Annotated in this window: 19 protein-coding genes; 6 read left to right on the top strand and 13 right to left on the bottom strand. The window is 66.4% G+C overall.

What is annotated here, in order from left to right; translation table 11 throughout:
• Positions 1–149: 149 nt before the first annotated feature.
• Entirely contained in the window at positions 150–1,433 is a 1,284-nt protein-coding gene (locus NGB94_RS06200; protein WP_325789738.1) for a multidrug effflux MFS transporter, read from the top strand.
• A gap of 13 nt (positions 1,434–1,446) precedes the next feature.
• Here NGB94_RS06200 and NGB94_RS06195 read toward each other — a convergent pair whose 3' ends face one another.
• Positions 1,447–2,475: a LacI family DNA-binding transcriptional regulator gene (locus tag NGB94_RS06195; protein ID WP_325789737.1), complete on the bottom strand. Its 1,029-nt coding sequence runs from the start codon at positions 2,473–2,475 to the stop codon at positions 1,447–1,449.
• Between the two features lie 164 nt (positions 2,476–2,639).
• Here NGB94_RS06195 and NGB94_RS06190 point away from each other — a divergent pair, with 164 nt between their 5' ends.
• Genes NGB94_RS06190 through NGB94_RS06170 form a run of 5 tightly spaced genes read left to right on the top strand, consistent with a single transcriptional unit; the run spans position 2,640 to position 9,127 of the window.
• Positions 2,640–3,950 carry an ABC transporter substrate-binding protein gene (locus NGB94_RS06190; protein ID WP_325789736.1) on the top strand — a complete coding sequence of 437 codons (1,311 nt, stop codon included), beginning with the start codon at positions 2,640–2,642 and terminating at the stop codon, positions 3,948–3,950.
• 12 nt (positions 3,951–3,962) lie between these two features.
• Positions 3,963–4,916, top strand: a complete 954-nt coding sequence (locus NGB94_RS06185) for a sugar ABC transporter permease (protein ID WP_325789735.1) — start codon at positions 3,963–3,965, stop codon at positions 4,914–4,916.
• Positions 4,917–5,735, top strand: coding sequence for a carbohydrate ABC transporter permease (locus NGB94_RS06180; RefSeq protein WP_325789734.1), 819 nt, complete (start codon positions 4,917–4,919; stop codon positions 5,733–5,735).
• 3 nt (positions 5,736–5,738) lie between these two features.
• Positions 5,739–8,114, top strand: a complete 2,376-nt coding sequence (locus NGB94_RS06175; RefSeq protein WP_325789733.1) for a glycoside hydrolase family 3 N-terminal domain-containing protein — start codon at positions 5,739–5,741, stop codon at positions 8,112–8,114.
• A gap of 17 nt (positions 8,115–8,131) precedes the next feature.
• Positions 8,132–9,127 (top strand): acetylxylan esterase, encoded by a 996-nt coding sequence (locus NGB94_RS06170; protein ID WP_325789732.1) that lies wholly within the window; start codon positions 8,132–8,134, stop codon positions 9,125–9,127.
• A 17-nt stretch (positions 9,128–9,144) separates the two neighbouring features.
• On the opposite strand, the gene NGB94_RS06165 is transcribed toward NGB94_RS06170, so the two are convergent.
• From NGB94_RS06165 to xylA, 12 genes are all read right to left on the bottom strand, one after another.
• The gene (locus NGB94_RS06165) at positions 9,145–9,546 is read right to left on the bottom strand and encodes a hypothetical protein (RefSeq protein ID WP_325789731.1); all 402 of its coding nucleotides are present in this window, start codon (positions 9,544–9,546) and stop codon (positions 9,145–9,147) included.
• Entirely contained in the window at positions 9,543–10,640 is a 1,098-nt protein-coding gene (locus NGB94_RS06160; protein WP_325789730.1) for a serine hydrolase domain-containing protein, read from the bottom strand. Before NGB94_RS06160 ends, NGB94_RS06165 begins: the two co-directional genes overlap by 4 nt.
• Positions 10,640–11,149 (bottom strand): ArsR/SmtB family transcription factor, encoded by a 510-nt coding sequence (locus tag NGB94_RS06155; protein ID WP_325789729.1) that lies wholly within the window; start codon positions 11,147–11,149, stop codon positions 10,640–10,642. Before NGB94_RS06155 ends, NGB94_RS06160 begins: the two co-directional genes overlap by 1 nt.
• Positions 11,150–11,195: 46 nt before the next feature.
• Positions 11,196–11,492, bottom strand: coding sequence for a cytoplasmic protein (locus tag NGB94_RS06150; protein ID WP_325789728.1), 297 nt, complete (start codon positions 11,490–11,492; stop codon positions 11,196–11,198).
• Between the two features lie 68 nt (positions 11,493–11,560).
• On the bottom strand, positions 11,561–12,133 hold the full coding sequence (locus tag NGB94_RS06145; RefSeq protein WP_325789727.1) for a hypothetical protein: 573 nt from the start codon (positions 12,131–12,133) through the stop codon (positions 11,561–11,563).
• A 19-nt stretch (positions 12,134–12,152) separates the two neighbouring features.
• A complete protein-coding gene (locus tag NGB94_RS06140) occupies positions 12,153–13,301 on the bottom strand; it encodes a zinc-dependent alcohol dehydrogenase (RefSeq protein ID WP_325789726.1) in 1,149 nt (382 codons plus the stop codon).
• An 82-nt stretch (positions 13,302–13,383) separates the two neighbouring features.
• Entirely contained in the window at positions 13,384–14,007 is a 624-nt protein-coding gene (locus tag NGB94_RS06135; protein WP_325789725.1) for an N-acetyltransferase, read from the bottom strand.
• Positions 14,008–14,093: 86 nt separating this feature from the next.
• Complete coding sequence (locus NGB94_RS06130; protein ID WP_325789724.1) at positions 14,094–15,491, bottom strand: ABC transporter substrate-binding protein; 1,398 nt, start codon at positions 15,489–15,491, stop codon at positions 14,094–14,096.
• A gap of 67 nt (positions 15,492–15,558) precedes the next feature.
• Positions 15,559–16,461, bottom strand: a complete 903-nt coding sequence (locus tag NGB94_RS06125; RefSeq protein ID WP_325789723.1) for a carbohydrate ABC transporter permease — start codon at positions 16,459–16,461, stop codon at positions 15,559–15,561.
• Complete coding sequence (locus NGB94_RS06120; RefSeq protein ID WP_325789722.1) at positions 16,458–17,399, bottom strand: sugar ABC transporter permease; 942 nt, start codon at positions 17,397–17,399, stop codon at positions 16,458–16,460. The genes NGB94_RS06125 and NGB94_RS06120 overlap by 4 nt, the downstream gene beginning before the upstream one ends.
• 224 nt (positions 17,400–17,623) lie before the next feature.
• Positions 17,624–19,036: a xylulokinase gene (locus NGB94_RS06115; RefSeq protein WP_325789721.1), complete on the bottom strand. Its 1,413-nt coding sequence runs from the start codon at positions 19,034–19,036 to the stop codon at positions 17,624–17,626.
• 92 nt (positions 19,037–19,128) lie between these two features.
• Entirely contained in the window at positions 19,129–20,316 is a 1,188-nt protein-coding gene (xylA, locus tag NGB94_RS06110) for a xylose isomerase (RefSeq protein ID WP_325789720.1), read from the bottom strand.
• Positions 20,317–20,456: the final 140 nt, after the last annotated feature.

Genomic DNA, 20,456 nt, shown 5'->3' with positions numbered 1-20,456 from the left:
CCGCACCGGTCAACGCTTCCCGACCCATTCCCGCGAAAGGCCAGTTACGGCTCGTTTGAGGGCTGAAACAAGCCGTAACTGGCCTTTCGGCGGGACTATACTGGCCGAGGCCCACCGTCTTCATAATCCTGCTTAGGAGCCCCTCCCCGGTGTCCAAAACCTCCCCCGCACGCACCTCCTCCCGGTCCCGAAGCCTGAAGTACATCCTGATGCTGGGTGCCCTCGCGGCACTGCCGGCCGTGACCACCGACATGTACCTCCCGGCCCTTCCGGAGGTCGCCTCGGACCTGGCCACCACGACGACGGCGGCCCAGTTCACGCTATCCGGCACCCTCCTGGGCACCGCCGTGGGCCAGCTGGTGATTGGCCCGCTGTCCGACCGGTTCGGCCGGAGGCTGCCGCTGCTGGTCGGCATCTCAATGCACGTGGTGACCTCGCTCCTGTGTGCCATCGCCCCGAACATCGGCCTGCTCATTGGCCTGCGGATCATGCAGGGCTTCTTCAACGCGGCCGCCTCCGTGGTGGCCATCGCCGTGATCCGGGACAGGTTCACGGGATCCGACGCTGCCCGCCTGCTCTCGCGGCTGATGCTGATGATCGGACTGGCTCCGCTGCTGGCACCCACCCTGGGCCAGGCAGTTGCCGGGATCTGGGCCTGGCGGGCGGTCTTCTACGCCCTGGCGCTGATCGGCGTGATCCTGGTGGTCATCGTCTGGCGCTGGATGCCGGAAACCCTGCCGCCGGAACGGCGCCTCACCAAAGCGAAGAAGGGCACCCCGAAGTCCGGCAAACCCGGCGGCTACCGGATCCTGCTGCGCGACCGCCGCTTCCTCGCGTTCGCCGTCATCCCCGGCCTGTCCATGGGCATCATCATGAGCTATGTGGTGGGCTCGCCATTCGTGATGCAGGAGGAGTACGGCCTCTCTCCCGCAACCTTCGCATTGATCTTCGCGGTCAACGGCGTCGCCATGGTGGTCTCCTCCCAGGTGAACGCTTCCCTGCTGAACCGTTTCCCCTCCGCGGGCATCCTGCGCATCGCCGCACCGGTCCTGCTGGTGCTGGCCGTGATCCTGCCGGTCATCATCGCCACCGGATTCGGCGGCGTCATCGGCCTGGTGGCCGGTCTCTGGGTGGTGCTGGGCATGCTCGGGTTCATCTTCTCCAACGCCACGTCCCTGGCGCTGGACGGCTACGGCCACATGGCCGGAACCGCCGCCGCGCTCCTGGGATGCCTGCAGGTGGGGCTGGCGGGGCTCATCAGCCCGCTGGTCGGCGTCTTCGGCGGTTCGGCACTGTCGATGGCCGGGGTGATCATCGGCTGTGCGCTCATGATCAACCTGGTCCTGGCCACGACGCCGGCCTACCGCCGCGGCCGACGCCGGCTGGGTTCCGCTCCCCGGACCGACGGCGTCGGGGCCCCTGACCAGGCCTAAGCGGAAGCCGGGCCTAAACGGTTCCTTCCGGCGGGGCGGCAGTGCTCTGCCGGACCACCAGGGATGTGGAGAGATCCAGCCGCGTGTTCTTGGGCTGTTCGCCGTCACGCAGCATCAGCACCATGCGCGCGGCTTCCTCGGCCATCTCGATCAGCGGCTGATGCACCGTGGTCAGGGCGGGCGAGGACCAGCGGGCCACCTGAAGGTCGTCATAGCCCACGATTGAAAGCTGCTCGGGCACGGTGATGCCCAGCTGCCGGGCGGCGTCGAGCACCCCCAGGGCCTGCAGGTCGCTGCCGGCGAAGACGGCTGTGGGACGGTTCGGCTGTGCGAGCAGGTCCAGCGCGTGGTCCCTCCCGCCGTCGACGTGGAAGTTTCCGTACCGCACCAGCTCCGGGTCGAAGTCCAGCCCCGCAGTGTTGAGGGCTGAGCGGTAACCGTCGATGCGGGCCAGCGAGCACATCAGGTCCTCCGGCCCGGTAATGGCGGCAATCCTGCGGTGGCCCAGGTCGATCAGGTGGCGGGTGGCCATCATCCCGCCGGCCCAGTTGGCCGATCCCACCGAGGGAACATCCGGTGCCGGATCCCCCGCCGGATCAATGATCACGAACGGTATGCCGCGGGATTCAAGCAGGCGGCGGGATTCCTGCGCCAGGTCCGCAAAGACCAGTACGACGCCGGCGGGCCGGCGGGCAATCACGCCCTCCACCCACTCGGGGCCGGGTGAATGCCGGGTACCGCTCTCCGTGAGCACCACGCTCAGCCCGTGTTCCCGGGCCACGTTTTCAACGCCCCGGATGATCTCCAGCGCCCACGCGCTCTCGAGCTCGTGGAACACCAGCTCCAGCAGGCCGGACTTGGTGCTGCGGCTGGCCCGGCGCTGATAACCGTGTCCGTCCAGCAGCGCCTCAACTTTCGACCTGGTTTTTCGCGAAACGTCCGAACGGCCGTTGAGAACTTTCGAAATAGTCGACAGCGAAACTTCGGCCTCTGCCGCCAGTTCCGCGAGGGTAATGCGACCAGCCGCAGGCGTTTGTGCCATTCGTATCTCCTCCGTGCGAAAGTTCCCGGCGCGAAGACGCAGCTAAAAAGTGTTGCGCATCACATCCCTGCATCCTAAGCTAGCCGCAGTCCAGAACTTTCGGCAAGTGTTTCGAAACTTTCGGAATACACTTCCCGGAAGACCTTCCAGTGAGGAGCAGTTCAATGAGGAACAACCGCAGCTGGCTGAAACCAGCTACCGCAGCCGCGGGCGCGCTGGCTCTCGGCATGTCGATGGCCGCCTGTTCGAACAGCGGCGAATCCGCCGCCAGCAACCGGCCCGAAAATGAAATCCACGTCCTGGTCTACGGCGACGCCGGCAACGACGTCGAGCGGGCCATGGTGGACAAGTTCAACGAAACCTCGGACGTCAAAGTTGTCCTGGACACCATCCCCGGTGCCGACTACCAGCAGAAGCTGCAGACCGTCATCGACACGGATTCAGCGCCGGATGTGTTCTTCAACTGGGGCGGCGGATCCATTACCGACTACGTGGACGCCGGACTGCTGATGCCGCTTGATGACTTCATCGAGGAAGATCCGCAGCTGAAGGATGCCTTTCTCCCTTCGGTCTTTGACACTGCCGTAGTCGATGACCAGGCCTACGGCATTCCCATGCGCGGCACCCAGCCGGTGATGCTCTTCAGCAACGAAGAGGTCCTGGCCAGTGCCGGGGTGGACGGCGCTCCCGAAACCTGGGACGAGCTGCTGGACGCGGTGGAGAAGCTCAAGGCGTCAGGGGTCACCCCGATTGCCCTCGGCGGCGCCGATGAATGGCCCACCCTGATGTGGGTCGAATACGTCTATGACCGCGTAGCCGGTCCGGAACTCTTCGAAAGCGCCCTGGCCGGGGACACCGAGGTCTGGGACTCGGAAGAAAGCCGTGAGGCCCTGGGCATGCTGCGTGAGCTGGTGGATGCCGGCGCCTTCGGCACCAACTTCCAGTCCGTGAAGTTCACCGACGGCGGCTCAGCGTCCCTGCTTTCCAGCGGACAGGCAGGCTTTGAGCTGATGGGTTCCTGGGCCTACTCAACGCACCAGGACGCCGCACCCGAGTTCGTTGAGTCCGGGTCCCTGGGCTACAGCGAGTTCCCGACCATCGACGGCGGCAAGGGCGATCCGAAGAACCTGGTCGGCAACACCAACAACTTCTACTCCGTCCTGGCGAACACCCGGTACCCGGACACGGTCCGCGATTTCCTGAAGCTGATGTACTCGGATGAGTTCGTCCAGGAGCAGGTGGCAATCGGCAACCTGCCGACCACCACCAACACGGAGCAGTTCCTGGACCAGTCCGCCGACCCCGACTACGCCCGGTTCCAGTACGGGCTCGTCGAACAGGCCCCCGCGTTCCAGCTCTCCTGGGACCAGGCCTACCCGCCCTCGGCAACTCCTGCCATCCACGGAGCGATGTCCGACTTCTTCAGCGGACGGATCGACGAAGACGGCTTCATCGCCGCCATGCAGGGTCTGTAGGGACTGCTCCTCATGACTGCGCTGCTTCCTCCGAAGCCGCCGGCGCTGCCGGACGGATCCCAACAGATCCGTCCGGCGGCGTCCGGACGCTCGGCCCGCACACCCCGTCCGGGGCTGGCCTGGACCCTCCCGGCCACGGTGTTCTTCCTGCTGTTCGCCGTGGTTCCCCTGATCGCCGTCGTGGTGCTGTCCTTCATGAGCTGGCGCGGCATCGGTGACCCGAAGTTCGTTGGCATGGAGAACTGGCAGGAACTCGCCGGAGACCCGGTAATGCTCAAGAGCCTCTGGCTGAGCCTGCTCTTCATCGTCCTCGGTGTGGCCACCCAGACCCCGGTGAGCATGCTGCTGGGCGTCTGGGCTGCCGGGCCGCAGCGGAACCGTGCCGTCCTGAGCGCGATCTACTTCGTTCCCCTGCTGCTCTCCTCAGCCGCTATTTCGGTCCTGTGGCGGGCGCTGCTGGACCCCAACTTCGGCGTGCCGTCCCAGTTCCGCTGGCTCTTTGGCGACGGCAACCTCTTCGGCCACCAGGCCACCGCGATCGGCGTCATCATTTTCGTGAGCATGTGGCAGTTCACGCCGTTCCACACGCTGATCTACCAGGGTGCTGCCCGGGCGATTCCGCAGGTGCTCTACCAGGCAGCGGAGGTCGACGGCGCGGGACGGGCACGCACGTTCTTCAGCATCACGCTGCCGCAGCTGCGCAATTCAATCATCACGTCCGTGATCCTGATGGTCGTGGGCGGGCTGACCACCTTTGAAACGGTATTGATCCTGACCAACGGCGGACCGGGCACCGACACCACCATCACGGCCTTCTACATGTTCGAGCAGGCCTTCCGCCGGTTCGACTTCGGCATTGGCGCCGCCGTCGCCCTCGTCCTGGTGGTCGTGGCCACCACCATCTCGCTGATCATGGTCAAAGTCTCCGGCTACGACAAGATGCGCAGCACCATGGAAGGAGTCTAGATGCGCACGCGCCCCAACTACATCGCGGGAGCCGCCGCCGTGGTCTGGCTCCTGATCGTTGCCCTGCCGCTGTACGTGATGATTGCCGCCAGTGTGCAGACGCGCAGCGAGTTCAGCGCCGGCGGGCCGCTCTCCTTCCCCACCAGCTTCACGCTGGAGAACTACGTGGGGGTCTTCCAGAGCGGGTTCGGGCTGTACTTCCTGAACACCCTGATCGTCACGGGTGGAGTGGTGGGAATCGTGCTCCTGGTAGTGCCGCCGCTGGCCTACGCCATTGTGCGCAGCCAGTCGCGCACCACCACGCTGATCTTCCGGTTCTTCCTGCTGGGCCTGGCCATTCCGGTCCAGGCGGTGATCGTTCCCATGTTCTACCTGATCAACACGGTGGGGCTCTATGACACCCTGCTGGGCATCATCCTGCCCACCGCGGCGTTCGCCCTGCCGATCTGCACGCTGATCCTCTCCGGAACCATGCGGGACATCACCCCGGAGCTGTACGAGGCGATGGCCGTGGACGGCGCCGGAACCTGGCGGACGTTCGTGCGGCTGGTGCTGCCGCTGTCCAAGCCCGGGATTTCAACGATCGCCGTCTTCGCCGCCCTGCAGGGCTGGAACGGTTTTCTGCTGCCGCTGATCCTGACCCAGTCGGAGTCGACCCGGGTCATCACCCTTGGCCTCTTCAATTTCCAGACCCAGTACGGAATCAACGTCCCCGGCATCCTCGCCGCCGTGATGCTTTCCATGATTCCCGTGCTGCTGGTGTACCTCTTTGCGCGCCGCGCACTAGTCCAGGGCCTTATGGGCGCTGGCGGAAAGTGACCCATGTCGAACACCACCACCAAGCGCGTCCCCTGGCGGGATGCTTCCCTCTCCCCCGCCGAACGCGCGGACGCCCTGCTGTCCCAAATGACCCTGGAAGAAAAGACCGCCCAGCTGATCGGAGTGTGGGTCGGTGCCTCCGCCGACGGCGCCGAGGTAGCTCCGCACCAGCACGAAATGAACGAGCCACCGGACCTTGAGGCACTGCTGCCCGCCGGACTGGGCCAGCTCACCCGTCCCTTCGGCACCAAACCGGTCGACGCCGGTGCCGGCGCCCTGTCCCTGATGCGCACCCAGGAACGGATCGCCGCCTCCAACCGGTTTGGCATTCCGGCGATGGCGCACGAGGAGTGCCTGGCCGGGTTCGCGGCCTGGGGGGCGACGGCGTACCCGGTTCCGCTGGCCTGGGGCGCCACGTTCAATCCGGACCTCGTCCGGCAAATGGCCGGGGCCATTGGTGAGGACCTGCGCCGGGTGGGCGTCCACCAGGGACTGGCCCCGGTGCTGGACGTGGTGCGCGATGCCCGCTGGGGCCGGGTGGAAGAGACCATCGGCGAGGACCCGTACCTGGTGGGCACCATTGCCACGGCCTACGTCCAGGGCCTGGAACAGTCCGGGATCGTCGCCACGCTGAAGCACTTCGCCGGCTACTCGGCCTCCCGCGCCGGGCGGAACCTTGCGCCGGTCTCAATGGGTCCGCGGGAATTCGCCGACGTCGTCCTGCCGCCGTTCGAGATGGCCGTGCGGGAGTCCGGCGTGCGCTCCGTGATGCACGCCTACACGGATACGGACGGCATTCCCTCCGCAGCCGACCGGTCCCTGCTCACCGGACTCCTGCGGGACACCTGGGGATTTGCCGGAACTGTGGTGGCCGACTACTTCGGCATCGGGTTCCTGCAGGACCTGCATGGTGTGGCCGGTAACCGCGGCGAGGCCGCGGCGGCTGCCCTGGCCGCCGGGGTTGATGTGGAGCTGCCGACCGTGGATGCCTACGGGGAGCATTTGCTGGAAGAACTGAAAGCCGGCCGGGTGGACCCGGCCCTGGTGGATGCCGCGGCGAGGCGGGTCCTGCTGCAGAAGATCGGACTCGGCCTGCTGGACGAGGACTGGAGCCCGGTACCGGAAGCGCTGGCTGCCGGGGCCTCGGATCTCGAAGCGGTCCAGTCCACGGTGGACCTGGATCCGCCCGGAAACCGGAAGCTGGCCCGTGAGCTGGCCGAGGAGTCCGTTGTCCTGCTCAGCAACAACGGCATCCTGCCGCTGCAGACTCCGGCGCGCATCGCCGTCGTTGGTCCCAATGCCGAGAATCCGATGGCATTCCTTGGCTGTTATTCGTTCCCGGCCCACGTCGGTTCGCAGTTCCCGGAGATCGCCGCGGGCATTGAACTGCCAACGGTCGCGGACTCGCTGCGGACGGAGTTCCCGGACAGCCGCATCGAGTACGTTGCCGGCTGCGGAATCGATGATCCGGACGTGTCCGGGATCGCCGCCGCGGTGGCAGCGGCCCGGGAAGCCGACGTCGTGATTGCCGCTCTTGGAGACCGTGCCGGGCTCTTTGGCCGGGGCACCAGCGGCGAAGGATGCGACGTCGAGTCCCTGGTGCTGCCGGGCGTGCAGCAGCAGCTGCTGGAGGCCCTGCTGGACACCGGCACACCGGTGGTGGCCGTGCTGCTGACCGGCCGCCCGTATGCGCTGGGGGCCGGTGTGTCCCGCGCCGCCGCCGTTGTGCAGGCCTTTTTCCCCGGGGAGGAAGGCGGGCCCGCCGTCGCACGGGTGCTCAGCGGTGCCGTTAATCCCTCCGGCAGGCTGCCGGTCAGTGTTCCGGCCACGCCCGGGGGCCAGCCCGCCGGCTATCTGGCGGCGCCGCTGGCCGGGCGGACGGATGTGTCCAGCATCGATCCGACGCCGGCCTTCGGTTTTGGCCACGGGCTCAGCTACACGCAGTTCGCCTGGGACTCGCTGTCTGTGGACAGCACTGAAATCAGCACTGCGGGTGAAGCCGCTGCCTCCCTGACCGTGACCAACACGGGCAACCGCGACGGCGTGGAAGTGGTTCAGCTGTACCTGCACGATCCGGTGGCTTCCGTGGTGCGGCCCGTGCAGCGCCTCATTGGCTATGCCCGGGTGCCGCTGCAGGCCGCGGAATCCACGCGCGTCCGGTTTACCGTGCCGGCGGATCTGGCCTCCTTTACCGGGGTGGACGGGCAGCGGCGGGTGGAGCCTGGAGAACTGGAACTGCGCTTCGGGGCCTCCAGTACTGACATCCGGCTCAGCGCCGGAATTACGCTCACGGGACCGGTACGCTCGGTGGATCACACCCGGCGGCTGCACTGTGGAGTTCACGTGGCCGAAGGGCCGGTGGACCTCACAGGGCCGTAGGAGGAATTCACGTGTACATGGATATGCCCGCTGACCAGCTGGCCACCTATCTGGGCAGCCAAAGTGAGCCCGCCGGGTTCGACGAATTCTGGGCACAGACCCTGGCCGAGGCTCAGGCCCATCCGCTGGGCCTGAGCCTGGAGCCAGTCGAGACCGTGCTGTCCACGGTGGACGTTTGGGACGTGACCTTCAACGGCTATGCCGGCGAACCGATCCGCGCCTGGCTGCGGGTGCCGTCCGGAGCGTCCGGTCCGTTGCCCGGCGTGGTTCAGTTTGTGGGCTACGGCGGAGGCCGCGGCGACGCGCACGAAAACCTCTTCTGGGCGTCCTGCGGTTTCGCGCACCTGGAGATGGACACCCGCGGGCAGGGAGCGGGCTGGAGCACCGGCGACACCCCTGATGCCGCTGGCAGTGCCGGGCCCCAGGGGCAAGGCGTGATGACCCGCGGCGTCACCGATCCCCAGACGTACTATTACCGGCGGCTGACCACGGATGCCGTCCGGGCTGTCCAGGCGTTGAGGTCAGCGGACCGGGTGGATCCCACCCGCTGCGCTGCCGTGGGGATGAGTCAGGGCGGCGGGCTGGCAGTCGCCGCCGCGGCGCTGGCCCCGGAGCTGGCAGCCATCGTGGCGAAAGTGCCTTTCCTGTCCGACATTCCCCGGGCACTGCAGGTGACGGATGCGTACCCGTTCCGGGAGCTGGTGGACTATCTGGCGATCCACCGCACGCGGGTGCAGCAGGTGCACCAGACCCTGCAGTATTTTGATTCGATCAACTTCGCCAAGCGGGCCAAGGTTCCGGCCCTGTTTTCGGTGGGCCTGATGGATGAGATCACGCCGCCGTCCACCGTTTATGCGGCGTATAACAACTATTCCGGGCCCAAGGAACTGCAGGTCTGGCCCTTCAACGGGCACGAGGCCGGCGGAATAGAGGACGACGTGGCTGCCGCGGCGTTCCTGCGCCGGGTTCTGGCCGGCGGCTCAACCGCCGGCAGTGCCAATCCGGCAGGCTGAGCAACGGTCTGCCGGGCTCAGCCGATCACCACGGACGCTGCCACAGCGGCAGCCAGGACGGCCGCATAGCTGGTGACCGTCGCCGGCCCCGGTCCCCTGTTTTTGCTCACACGGACGGTCGCCGGTGTTCCGGACTCCGGCTGGACACGCCGTCCCGGCAGCTCCGGCCAGCGGACAACCAGACCTGCGGCAGCAATCCCCAGCGCGGCAACGGAAAATACCCACAACCAGACCGTCACGGACGAGAATTCAATCATCAGCCGGCAAACCACCACCACGAAGCCGGCCTCCAGCAGGGCTGCGAGATAGGCGCTGCGGGATTTCTCCGGCAACGACGGCGTCCAGGCTGAGTAGGCTGCCCAGTCACAGTAGACCACCAGGCCTGCCGGGATCACCCACGCGATCGCTGCGGCCATCATGTGGCACCTGCCGTGAGGAGCTCAAACACTGCTTCTTCGTGTCCGGCTGAGACGTTGGAGAGCATCACGACGGCGGTGCCGGACTCCCGGTCCAGTGCCACCATGGACCAGAATCCGCCGGTCTGTCCGTTGTGCCAGGTGATCTCCCGGCCCCAGTGTTCTTCGGTGATCCAGGCCAGCCCGTACCGGCCGCCGCTTCCGTCGTCCCACTGCGGTTCCAGCGCCGAGGCGCCCGGGGCAGTTCCGTCCAGCTGCGCCCGTGCGTAAAGCACCAGGTCAGCGGCGGTGGACCGGATTCCGCCTGCCGGCGCCGTGCCGTTCGCTGTCCAGGCTCGTTCCGGACGGCCCGCGGCGCTTCGCCCGGTGGGAGCGGCGTCGGGCAGGTTCCCTGCAGTGACCGGCGCGAAGGTTTCCGCCAGTGCCAGCGGGGTCAGCACCCGCTCGGCCAGGAGTTCTTCCCAGCTGGCGCCGGCAGCCCTGGCCAGCAGCTGGCCGAGGAAGGCGTAGCCCAGATTCGAGTAGGTGGCCGTTCCGCGGCCGTCCAGGCGGGAGGCCTGAGCCTGCTCCAGGACCTGTTCCGGCGAGGCGGTATACGGATCCCGGTTCAGCAGCTGTCCGGCCAGGAGGGAGGGCAGGGCATCGAGTCCTGTTGCCAGCCGCGGCAGGCCGGAACGGTGGCTGGCCAGCTCGGCCAGCGTCACGGTGCCAATTTCAGCATTCGGGTCCAGGAGGTCTTCCCCCAGGATGTCCGCGACGGTGGTATCCAGCGTGACCTCTCCCCGGTCCACGGCATCGGCAAGCAGCGAGGCAGTGAAGGTCTTACTGACGGACCCGATCTCATATTCGGTGTGTTCGTCAGCGCCGAAGCCGGCGTAGCGCACGTCATCGCCGTCGATGTACGCCACGCTGACCTGATCCGCCGGAGCGGTGAGCAGCGGACGCACCCGCTCGGCCAGGGCAGCATCGCCGGTGACGCTGTCGGAGAGCTTGGGCGGCCACGGCGCCGCAGCCACGCCAATGACCAGAATAACGACGGCGGCGGCACCTCCCGCCAGCATCCGTGGTGTCAGTGTGCGGGTTACGGCTTCGGGCATCAGTTACCTCCTGTGGCAGCGGTAAGGATGGCCAGCAGTGGAATGACCCGCGGCGCCGGAACCCGGTAGCGGGAACGGGCATGGGCAGCCAGCCAGCCCTGGGCGCTGAGCTGGTTGACGTGATGGTAGATCTGCCCGGCGGTGCCGGCACCCAGTTCCTCCGCGAGCGCGGCCACGGTTTCAGTTCCGCCCAGGACTGCACGCAGTATCGACAGCCGCACCGGGTTGCCCAGGGCGGCGAGGGACTCGGCGAAGGGTGCCCAGTCGACGTCGAGCAGGTGTCCTGTCTCGAGGCCGTACTGGTACTCGTACCGCTCACCGGCGGGAGTGCTGGCGGTTCCGGCGAACAGGACGGCTCCCGGGTCCGGATAGCGGTCCCGAATACCGTTGAGCGCCCAGAAGATGTCATCTGCCTCCGGGCGGCTCGCCGGCGGCGCAGCCGTGAGCCGTTCTTCCAGGGCAGCCACCCGCTCCTCGAGTGCCTGCAGGCGATCATCGCGCGAACTCATTCTTCAAGAGTTACGTAACTTCTGAAGAACGTCAAGGATTATTGAATTACTCCTTGAGTTCGACGAAGAACACATGGGTGTCCGTGTCGCCGATGTTCTCGCCGACGTGTTCCTGGGCGGGGAGCCACTGGACGGCACCGGACGGCAGTTCGACCTCCCGCTGCCGGCCGCCGGTGCTGAGCCGCCGGCGGAAAGAGCTGGCGGTAATCATTACGCTGTCAGGATGCCGGTGCACAAGGGTCCGGTGTCCGGGGGTGTCGCGGTACTCGAGGACGCGCACGCGGTCGTTCTCGAAAACCACCGAATAGTTGTCCGGGTTGGACTGGACTGGGTCCTGCGTCATACCCCGAAGACTAGGCCTGCCCGCGGGCATCCTGAAAGGGTCCCGCTAACCAGCTGCTTCAGCCGGAGTCAGTTCCGCAGCCGCCGCAGCGCCCGCACCCCGGCGAATACCGCACCCCCGGCAATGACCCAAGGCGCGCCGGCAACGATGGGGTCGATCCAGGCGTGGTTCACGTCCGCCCTGCGCCGCCCCGCCCGTGAGGAGAGCCCGCCGCGGCGAAACTCGCTGAGGACTCCGGTTTCGGTGATGGGATTATCCGGATGCAGGGTTGCAAGGGACGTCACGTGTGCGCCGAAGGCGTCGACCCGGTCCGCTGCGAGGAGGATCAGCCAGTGCGCGGCACGTGCTTCGCTGTAGCGGCTGTAGGCCAGGCGCCGCATCGCTCCCGATACGCCCTTGAGCGGTACGGCGGTGCCGAAGACCGGGGTCAGCCGCTCATGCTCGATCGACCGTTCCCGCGGATAGGTTTCCTCCTGCTGCTCGGGGAAGTCCCAGTGCGCGCCGGTGCGCCCGGGATCGAACTGCAGCTTGGGAACGGACGGCCGGTCGAGCGGATTCAGGTCCGCTCCCCATCCGGGGATGCGTGCCCGCAGTTCCTCGGCGGTGGGGACAGTAACGGGATTCCGGGCGGTGTAGGCCATGGGGAGCTCCTTTGCGGGTTCAGGATGCGCTGGGCACAATGACCGGCTTGATGCAGTCATCGAGCTTCGAGGAGAAAATGTGATAACCCTCGGCAATATGCTCCAGCGGAATGCGGTGGGTGATGATGTCGCTTGGCGTGAGGTAGCCGTTGCGGATGTGCTCGAACAGGCGCGGCCACTGCCGTTTCATGGGGCACTGGTTCATGTTCAGCGTCAGGCCCTTGTTCATGGCGTCACCAAACTTCACCGCGTTGAAAATGGGACCGTAGGCACCCATGACCGAGACGGTCCCGCCCTTGCGGACGGAATCAATGGCCCAGTTCAGGGCAACGGCGGAACCTCCCTGGAGCTTGAGCTTGGTGCCGGTGACGTGCTGCAGGAAGTTCCCGTCCGCTTCGGCGCCCACGGCATCGATCGCCACGTCCGCGCCAAGGTAGCCGGTGTCCTTCTTCATCTGGACCACAATGTCCTCGTACTGCGTGAAGTTGTAGGTCTCTGCGTGGGCGAAGTCCCGCGCCTTTTCCAGGCGGTAGTCCAGGTGGTCGATCACCAGGACCCGCCGGGCACCCATCAGCCACGCAGACTTGGCGGCATACAGCCCCACAGGCCCGGCCCCGAACACCACCACGGTGTCGCGTTCCCGGATGTCCCCCAGCTGCGCGCCGAAATACCCGGTGGCCAGGGCATCGGTGCACATCAGCGCGTCTTCCTCTGACATCCAGTCCGGGATGATGGACGGTCCGACGTCGGCGAACGGCACCCGCACATACTCCGCCTGGCCGCCGTCGTAGCCGCCGGTGGTGTGGGAGTAGCCGTACAGTGCGCCGACGGCGGTGGCGTTCGGGTTCACGTTGTGGCAGTTGGAGTACAGCCCGCGGACGCAGAACCAGCACGAACCGCAGTAGATGTTCGCCGGAACCATCACGCGGTCCCCCGGCTTGAGGTTCTGCACGGAGGAGCCGACTTCCTCGACGACGCCGATGAACTCGTGCCCAAAGGTGGTACCGACCCGGGTGTCGGGCATCAGGCCGTGGTAAAGATGCAGGTCGGAGCCGCAGATCGCCGCAAGGGTTACCCGGATGATCGCGTCATTGGGATGCTCAATGCGCGGCATGTCCTTTTCTTCGACCCGAACCTTGTACGGGCCGCGGTACACCATTGCTTCCACTGGTCCTCCTCGTCGGCGAGCAGATAGTAAGCAACCTTCACATACCCGTTTCGAGGCGGTCAACCACGGATGGGCGGCATTGCTACCCGAGCTGCCCCGGCAGCTTCAGCTTCTCCTTCGGCGGGAAGCGGGCGTCGAACGCGTCCACATCCTCGTCACTCACCGCATAACCGGGTGGATCCCGGTAGATCCAGGGACCTTCGGCAAGGTAACCGTCCTGCAGTTCAAGCGCCTGAAGGTACGGCGTGGGCTCATCCCGGGGAACGCCGTCGTAATAGATCCCCAGGGTCTTCGCCTCCGCGAAGCCAAAGCGGCGGTAATACTCCGGGCTCCCGGTAATAACGACGGCGCCGAAGCCGCGTTCGGCTGCCTCGGCCAGGGTGTGCCGGATCAGTGCCGCGCCGTAACCGCGCTTCTGGTACTCGGGCAGCACGGAGACCGGCCCGAAGACCAGGATGGGCAGCGCGCCGCCGTCCTCCCGCATCAGTTCTGCGCGGCTGTACATGATGTGGCCGGCGATCCGGCCGTCCGCCTCAAGGACCAGGCTCAGCTCGGGAACGAATTCCGGCAGGGAGCGGTAACGGTGCAGCAGGAAGTGTTCAACCGCGCCCGGACGGTACACGTTCCAGAACGCCTCGCGGGTCAGATTGTCCACTGCGGCGCGGTCTTCCGGGTCTTCCCGGCGGATGCTGTAGTCGGTGCCCATTCCGGGAGACTACCCCGGCACGCGCAAAAGCGCCGGTCCCGCTTCCCTGAGTGGGGGCGGAACCGGCGCTTCGAGGGGTGACCGGGCTACTGAACCGAGTTGTTGTAGTTCTCGATTTCACTCTTGAGCGCGTCAACGGACTTGGTCAGCTCCGTCTTGCTGTCTCCGCCAAGCAGCGCGCCTTCCAGTGCGTCCTCGGCGGCCTTGCGGGCCTGCGGCATGGAACCGGCTGCGCAGCCCTGGGTGGCGGCGGTCAGTTCGGTTGCCTCGAGCTGCTGCACGGCGACGTCGAACTGGGGGTACTGCTCGCGCCAGGCGATGTCCTCGGGCTCATCCAGTGCGGCCTTGGAGATCGGGAAGTAGCCGGTGCCGGTGTGCCAGGTGGCCTGGGTGGCCGGCTCGGCAAGGAACTGCATGAACTGCCAGGTAGCTTCCTTCTCGGCGTCGGAGTGTCCTTCACCGGAGATCCAGAGCGAGGCACCGCCGATAATGGGACCGGAATCGTTCTGCTCGATCTTCGGGTAGAAGCCGACTCCCAGTTCGAAGCCCTGCTCCTCGGCTGCCTTCTGCATGCCGCCCAGCGCGCCCGTTGATTCGAGGGTCATGCCGATGGTGCCGCTCTTGAAGGCGTTCTGTGCGTCCGCGGTGGCGCGGCCGGTGTTGCCGGCAACCCCGTCAGCGACCAGGCCCTTCCACCAGTCCACGAACTCGACGGCGGTGTCATTGTTGAAGCTGTAGTCTGAGGCGCGTTCTCCGGAGCGGCCGTTGTCCGGGCTGCAGTAGAGGGCGCCGTTGGCTGCGATTTCCTGCTCCAGGAGCCAGCCGTAGATGGCCGCGTTGAAGCCGAACTCCGCCGGGCCGCCGTTCTTCTTGGACAGCGCGGCGGCTGCTTCGCCAACCTCGTCCAGGGTTTCGGGCGCCGTTTCCGGGTCCAGGCCGGCGGCTTCGAAGAGGGTCTTGTTGTAGTACAGGACCGGCATTGAGGTGTTGAAAGGCATGGACCAGAGGTCCTCGTCGATCGTGTAGTAGCCGGCGATGTTCGGCTGCAGGTCCGAGACGTCGTATTCGTCCCGGTCGATGAACGCCTGGGTGGGCAGCACGGCGCCGGAGTCGATCATGAACTGGGTGCCGATGTCGTAGATCTGCACCATGCTGGGCGTGCTGTTGGACTGGACCGCAGCCTTGTACTTGGTGATGGTGGAATCGTAGTCGCCCTGGTAGACGCCCTTGACCTCAATCTTGCCTTCATTGGCAGCGTTGAATTCATCAATGAGCTTGCCCAGGGTCTCGCCGTTGGTGCCGTCCATCGAGTGCCAGAAATTGACGGTGGTGACGCCGTCGGCTGATTCAAGTGCATCCGCGGCCGGCGCTTCACCGGCGCCTCCCGTGCTGCTGCCCCCGCCGCAGGCGGACAGTACCAGGGCAAGCCCCGCGGCACCGGCGGCCATCATTGGCAGCCGGCGTCCTCTGGTTGTAGTTCGCAATGAATATCCCTTCAGGATTGGCCGGAGCCGGGGCTCCGGATAGCCGTGGTGTTTGGCCTGGGTGCGTTTACTTGATGGAACCCGCGGTCAGGCCGCGGACGATGAAGCGCTGGCCGAAGATGACCAGCAGCAGGGTGGGAATGATGGCCAGGACCGTTCCGGCCAGGACAAGCCCGGCGTTGAAGTTGTCTGCGGAACGCAGCTGGGTGATGCCAATCTGGATGGTCTGCATTTCCGGGGTCTGGGTGACCAGCAGCGGCCAGAAATACATGTTCCAGGCCGAGAGGAAGGCCCAGATTCCCAGTGCCGCCAGGGTGGGCTTGGACAGCGGGACCAGAACCGAAATCAGGAACCGGAAGTGGCCGGCGCCGTCGATCTTGGCCGCTTCCCAGAGTTCCGTGGGGAAGGACAGGAACGCCTGCCGGAGCAGGAAGATACCGAATCCGTGAGCGAGGAAGGGCAGCGTCAGCGCCGGAATCGTGTTGATCAGTCCGGCGGAGGACATGGTCAGGTAGTTCGGGATGATGATGGCTTCGGCCGGCACCATCATGCTGCACAGGAACAGGGCGAACCAGAAGGCCCGGCCCCGTACCTTCAGGAAGACCAGCGCGTAGGCCGCCAGCAGGGAGGTCACCAGCTGGCCAAGCGTGATCAGGCCTGCCATGACAACGGAGTTCACGTACTGCCGGCCGAGCGGGATCGAGTTCAGCGCACCGGCGAAGTTCTCCACCCGGAATCCGTTGAACGGCCACAGCGACGCCGGGTAGGCGTTGATGTCTGCCGGGCCCATGAAGGAGCCGACGAAACCGAAATAGACGGGGAACAGGACGATGACGGCGCCGACGCTCAGCGCGGCGTACGTCAGGACCCGTCCGGGTGTCAGGGGGCGGCGCTGGCTCTTCTTCAGGTCCCGGGGACGGCCCACTGCCGCCGGGGGCTTCGCGGGCGCGGGGGCTGCTGTGCGGCTCATCGGTAGAAGACCTTCCGTTCCAGGACACCGAATTGGATGGCGGACACCACTACCACGATGATCAGAAGCACCACGGCCTGCGCGGACGCGTAGCCGAAGTTTGAGTTGTTGTTGGCGAATGCCTGCTCGTAGATGGAGTACACGAGCGTGGTGGTGCTGTCCTGCGGGCCGCCCTTGGTGAGGATGTGGATCTGGCCGAAGCTCTGCAGGGCGTGGATGGTTCCGGTGACCAGCAGGAAGAACATCTGGGGTGTGAGCAGCGGCATGATGATGGAGCGCTGCATCCGCCAGCCGTGGGCACCGTCCAGGCGGGCCGCTTCCACCACGTCTTCGGAGACCGCCCCGAGGCCTGCGGAAAGTACCAGCAGGTTGTAGCCAAGCTGCATCCAGACCGTGGCCAGGGATACCGAGACCAGGGCCCAGGCCGGGTCCGTGAGCCAGCCGACCCGGTCGAACCCGAAGAAGCCGAGCATGCCGTTCAGCACGCCGGTGGCCTGGTTGAACATCACGCCGAAGATGACCGAGGCGGTAGCCACGGAGTAGGCAAACGGAAGGGCAAAGGCCGTCCGGAAGAACCGGATGCCCTTGATCTTCTGGTGCAGCAGCAGCGCAAGCGCCAGTGCGATGCCGATGGAGGGAATCACGGTCAGCACCGTGAATCCGAGCGTTACACCCATGACCGTCCAGAAACCGCTGTCCGTGAACATGCGGATGTACTGGTCGAACCCGACGAAGCCGGAGGGACGGCCGAACAGGTCGCTGCCCTGGAAGGAAAGGAAAACTGACCGGCCCAGCGGGTAGAAAAGGAACAGCGCGAAAACAACCAGCGCGGGAACGAGGTACCACAGGGCGCTGAGGCTGCCGCGGTCCGTGACGCGCTCGGGCGGGGTTTTCAGGAGTTCCTGTTTGGGTGCGGTGGCCGGTTTAAGGGCGCTCATGCCCCGGCGCCCGGTGCGGGCCTGCAGGGATGGGCGTACGGCCAGCGGACGGTTCCATCCGGCTGCAGCGGTTCACTGCAGGTAGCTTTCATTGCTTTATTCCGTCCATAATTCTGCGGCGCTCCATTGCGCCGGATACCGGTGTTACGCCCGTCACAGTACCCATTAGTTTTTACCCATGGCAAACAGGCTTGCCGTTGCCGCAGGTATTGCTGCGCCGCAGGTCAGCTGGCGGAACCGTGCATTCGCTGCGCTGCGGCCCGGTAACGTTCCAGCACCTGGGGCGCGGGCGGGGCGGAGACCGTCAGCGAGTCGTGGGTTTTCCATTCGGGCCAGGCTCCGGTGAGTACGGCAGCTGCCTGGCGGGCAGCGCCGTCGGCCACGTATTCCCCCGGTTCCGGGACATCCACCGGCATGCCCAGCACGGAGGACAGTATCTGCTGCATGGCGGCCGAGCGGGCGCCGCCGCCCACCAGGATGACGCGCCGCGCTTCGATCCCCAGTCCGGTCACTGCGCGGAAGGCATCCGCCAGCGAGCAGGCCACTCCTTCGAAGGCCGCGCGGGCCAGGTTGGCGGGAGTGTAGTTTGCCAGCGTCATGCCGTGCAGGCTCGCCTGCGCCTCGGGCAGGTTGGGGGTGCGCTCCCCCTCGAAATAGGGAACCAGTGAGAGGCCGCCGGCTCCGGGTTCCGCGGTCAGCGCCAGTTCGGTGAGCGCCGGAAGCCCGACGCCGAGCACACCTGCCGTCGCGTCCAGGACCCGGGAGGCGTTCAGGGTAGCGGCCAGCGGAAGGAAGTTTCCGGTGGCGTCTGCGAACCCGGCCACCAGCCCCGTGACATCTGCCGTAGGGTCCTCGGTCACGGCGAAGACAGTCCCGGAAGTTCCCACGGACACGACCACATCGCCCACGGTGGCGCCGACGCCGAGTGCGGCCCCGGCGTTGTCCCCGGTGCCTGGACCGATCACGGTCCCCGCGGCGGTCTGCAGCCCGGGTTCCAGCGGGCCGAGGACCACGGGCAGGGCCGGAACGTGGCCGAGCGTCGCGTCGAGGACCTCGGGCAGGTACTGCCCGGTTGCCGGGGACCAGTAGCCGGTGCCGGACGCATCGGAGCGGTCAGTGCGCAGGGCGGCCAGTCCCCCGGTGCCCGGGCCATGGCCGGCCAGGCGCCAGGACAGCCAGTCATGCGGCAGGCACACGGCGGCGGTCCGTGCGGCGTTTTCGGGTTCGTTGTCCGCCAGCCACTTCAGCTTGGCGGCCGTGATGGACGCGACCGGCACGGTGCCGGTCGTTTTCGCCCAGTAGGCCGCGCCGTCGGGCCCGGCATCTTCGATCATGTGCCGGGCCGCGGCGGCGGACCGTGTGTCATTCCAGAGCAGCGCATCCCGCACCACTGCCCCGTCAGCATCCAGGCAGACCATGCCGTGCTGCTGGCCGGACACCGCCACGGCAGCGACGTCCTCCAGGCCGCCCGCCGCTGCAGCAGCCTCAAGCAGCGCGCGCCACCAGGTTTCCGGATCCACCTCGGTCCCGGGCGCGTGCCGGGCTGTTCCCTGACGGTGCAGGGCCCCGGTTTCGGCGTCGCGGATAACGACCTTGCAGGACTGCGTGGAGCTGTCCACTCCTGCGACAAGCGGCATAACGGACCTTTCAACAGGCGGAGCGGGCTTCAGTGCCCGGAACCAGGAATGCTAGCAAACTGCTCAGGGGCGGCACCGCCGCCGAAGGAGGCCTACCGGGCGCCGAGCAGGTGCTCCAGTGCCAGCTGGTTCAGCCGGATGAAGCCGAAGGAGCGCTGGGCGGCTGCATCGGCGTCGAACTCTTCGAACGATGCCGCGTCAGCGAGCAGGTCCGCCGTGCTCTCCCCCGCCGCCAGCGTGGGTTCAGCCAGTTCGCCGACGCCGGATGCCGCGAGGGCTTCCTGGACCTCCGGGTCCGCGCGGAAGGACTGCGCGCGCTCCTTCAGCAGCAGGTACATGGACATGTTCGCGGCCGCCGATTCCCAGACGCCGTCGTAACCGTCGGTACGGGAAGGCTTGTAGTCGAAGTGCCGCGGGCCTTCGTAGACCGGCCCGCCGTTCGGGAAGCCGTTCTCCAGCAGGTCCACGGTGAAGAACGCGCTGGTGAGGTCGCCGTGGCCGAAGACCAGGTCCTGGTCGTACTTGATGGACTTCTGGCCGTTGAGGTCAATGTGGAAGAGCTTGCCGGCCCACAGGGCCTGGGCGATGCCGTGCGTGTAGTTCAGTCCGGCCATCTGCTCGTGCCCGGTTTCCGGGTTCAGACCCACAATGTCCTGGTGCTCGAGCTGGGCGATGAAGGCCAGGGCGTGGCCGACGGTGGGCAGCAGGATGTCTCCGCGCGGTTCGTTGGGCTTGGGCTCCAGCGCGATCCGCAGGTCGTAGCCCTGGTCCTTGATGTAGGCGGCGGCGGTGTCCACGCCTTCGCGCATCCGGTCCAGCGCTGCGGAGATGTCCTTGGAGCCGTCGTACTCCGCGCCTTCGCGTCCGCCCCACATCACGAAGGTCTTGGCGCCGAGTTCAGCGGCCAGGTCCATGTTGCGCAGCACCTTGCGCAGGGCGAATCGGCGCACGGAGCGGTCATTGGAGGAGAAGCCGCCGTCCTTGAAGACCGGGTGGCTGAACAGGTTGGTGGTGACCATGGGAACCTGCAGGCCGGTCTCGGCCAGTGCGGCGCGGAAGCGCTTGAGGATGAGGTCCCGCTCCTGGGAGGAGGAGCCGAAGGGCACCAGGTCATCGTCATGGAACGTGACGCCGTAGGCGCCCAGGTCGGCAAGCTTGTGGACTGCTTCCACGGGGTCCAGGTCGGCGCGGGACGCGGTGCCGAACGGGTCGTTGCCCGTCCACCCGACGGTCCAGAGTCCAAAGGTGAAGTGGTCGGCAGGTGTTGGCGTCTTTGTCATGTGCTCTGCTCCAGAAAGGTGGGTCCACTGAATTAGTTGTGGTCAACAACATATGCACCCCTCACGCCACTGTCAATGGGTTCCCGGGGCGCATTTCCTGCCGCAACGTACTGTCGAAAATGGTGTTCCGTGCAACAATC

The organism is Arthrobacter koreensis (assembly GCF_035792275.1).
Classification (GTDB): domain Bacteria; phylum Actinomycetota; class Actinomycetes; order Actinomycetales; family Micrococcaceae; genus Arthrobacter_B; species Arthrobacter_B koreensis_A.
This window is presented reverse-complemented; position numbering and strand designations above follow the sequence as displayed.

Coding starts and splice junctions, on each gene's coding strand:
- NGB94_RS06195 (WP_325789737.1), bottom strand. CDS start 2,475: ATGGCACAAACGCCTGCGGCTGGTCGCATTACCCTCGCGGAACTGGCG.
- NGB94_RS06190 (WP_325789736.1), top strand. CDS start 2,640: ATGAGGAACAACCGCAGCTGGCTGAAACCAGCTACCGCAGCCGCGGGC.
- NGB94_RS06185 (WP_325789735.1), top strand. CDS start 3,963: ATGACTGCGCTGCTTCCTCCGAAGCCGCCGGCGCTGCCGGACGGATCC.
- NGB94_RS06180 (WP_325789734.1), top strand. CDS start 4,917: ATGCGCACGCGCCCCAACTACATCGCGGGAGCCGCCGCCGTGGTCTGG.
- NGB94_RS06175 (WP_325789733.1), top strand. CDS start 5,739: ATGTCGAACACCACCACCAAGCGCGTCCCCTGGCGGGATGCTTCCCTC.
- NGB94_RS06170 (WP_325789732.1), top strand. CDS start 8,132: ATGGATATGCCCGCTGACCAGCTGGCCACCTATCTGGGCAGCCAAAGT.
- NGB94_RS06165 (WP_325789731.1), bottom strand. CDS start 9,546: ATGATGGCCGCAGCGATCGCGTGGGTGATCCCGGCAGGCCTGGTGGTC.
- NGB94_RS06160 (WP_325789730.1), bottom strand. CDS start 10,640: ATGCCCGAAGCCGTAACCCGCACACTGACACCACGGATGCTGGCGGGA.
- NGB94_RS06155 (WP_325789729.1), bottom strand. CDS start 11,149: ATGAGTTCGCGCGATGATCGCCTGCAGGCACTCGAGGAGCGGGTGGCT.
- NGB94_RS06150 (WP_325789728.1), bottom strand. CDS start 11,492: ATGACGCAGGACCCAGTCCAGTCCAACCCGGACAACTATTCGGTGGTT.
- NGB94_RS06145 (WP_325789727.1), bottom strand. CDS start 12,133: ATGGCCTACACCGCCCGGAATCCCGTTACTGTCCCCACCGCCGAGGAA.
- NGB94_RS06135 (WP_325789725.1), bottom strand. CDS start 14,007: ATGGGCACCGACTACAGCATCCGCCGGGAAGACCCGGAAGACCGCGCC.
- NGB94_RS06125 (WP_325789723.1), bottom strand. CDS start 16,461: ATGAGCCGCACAGCAGCCCCCGCGCCCGCGAAGCCCCCGGCGGCAGTG.
- NGB94_RS06120 (WP_325789722.1), bottom strand. CDS start 17,399: ATGAGCGCCCTTAAACCGGCCACCGCACCCAAACAGGAACTCCTGAAA.
- NGB94_RS06115 (WP_325789721.1), bottom strand. CDS start 19,036: ATGCCGCTTGTCGCAGGAGTGGACAGCTCCACGCAGTCCTGCAAGGTC.
- xylA (WP_325789720.1), bottom strand. CDS start 20,316: ATGACAAAGACGCCAACACCTGCCGACCACTTCACCTTTGGACTCTGG.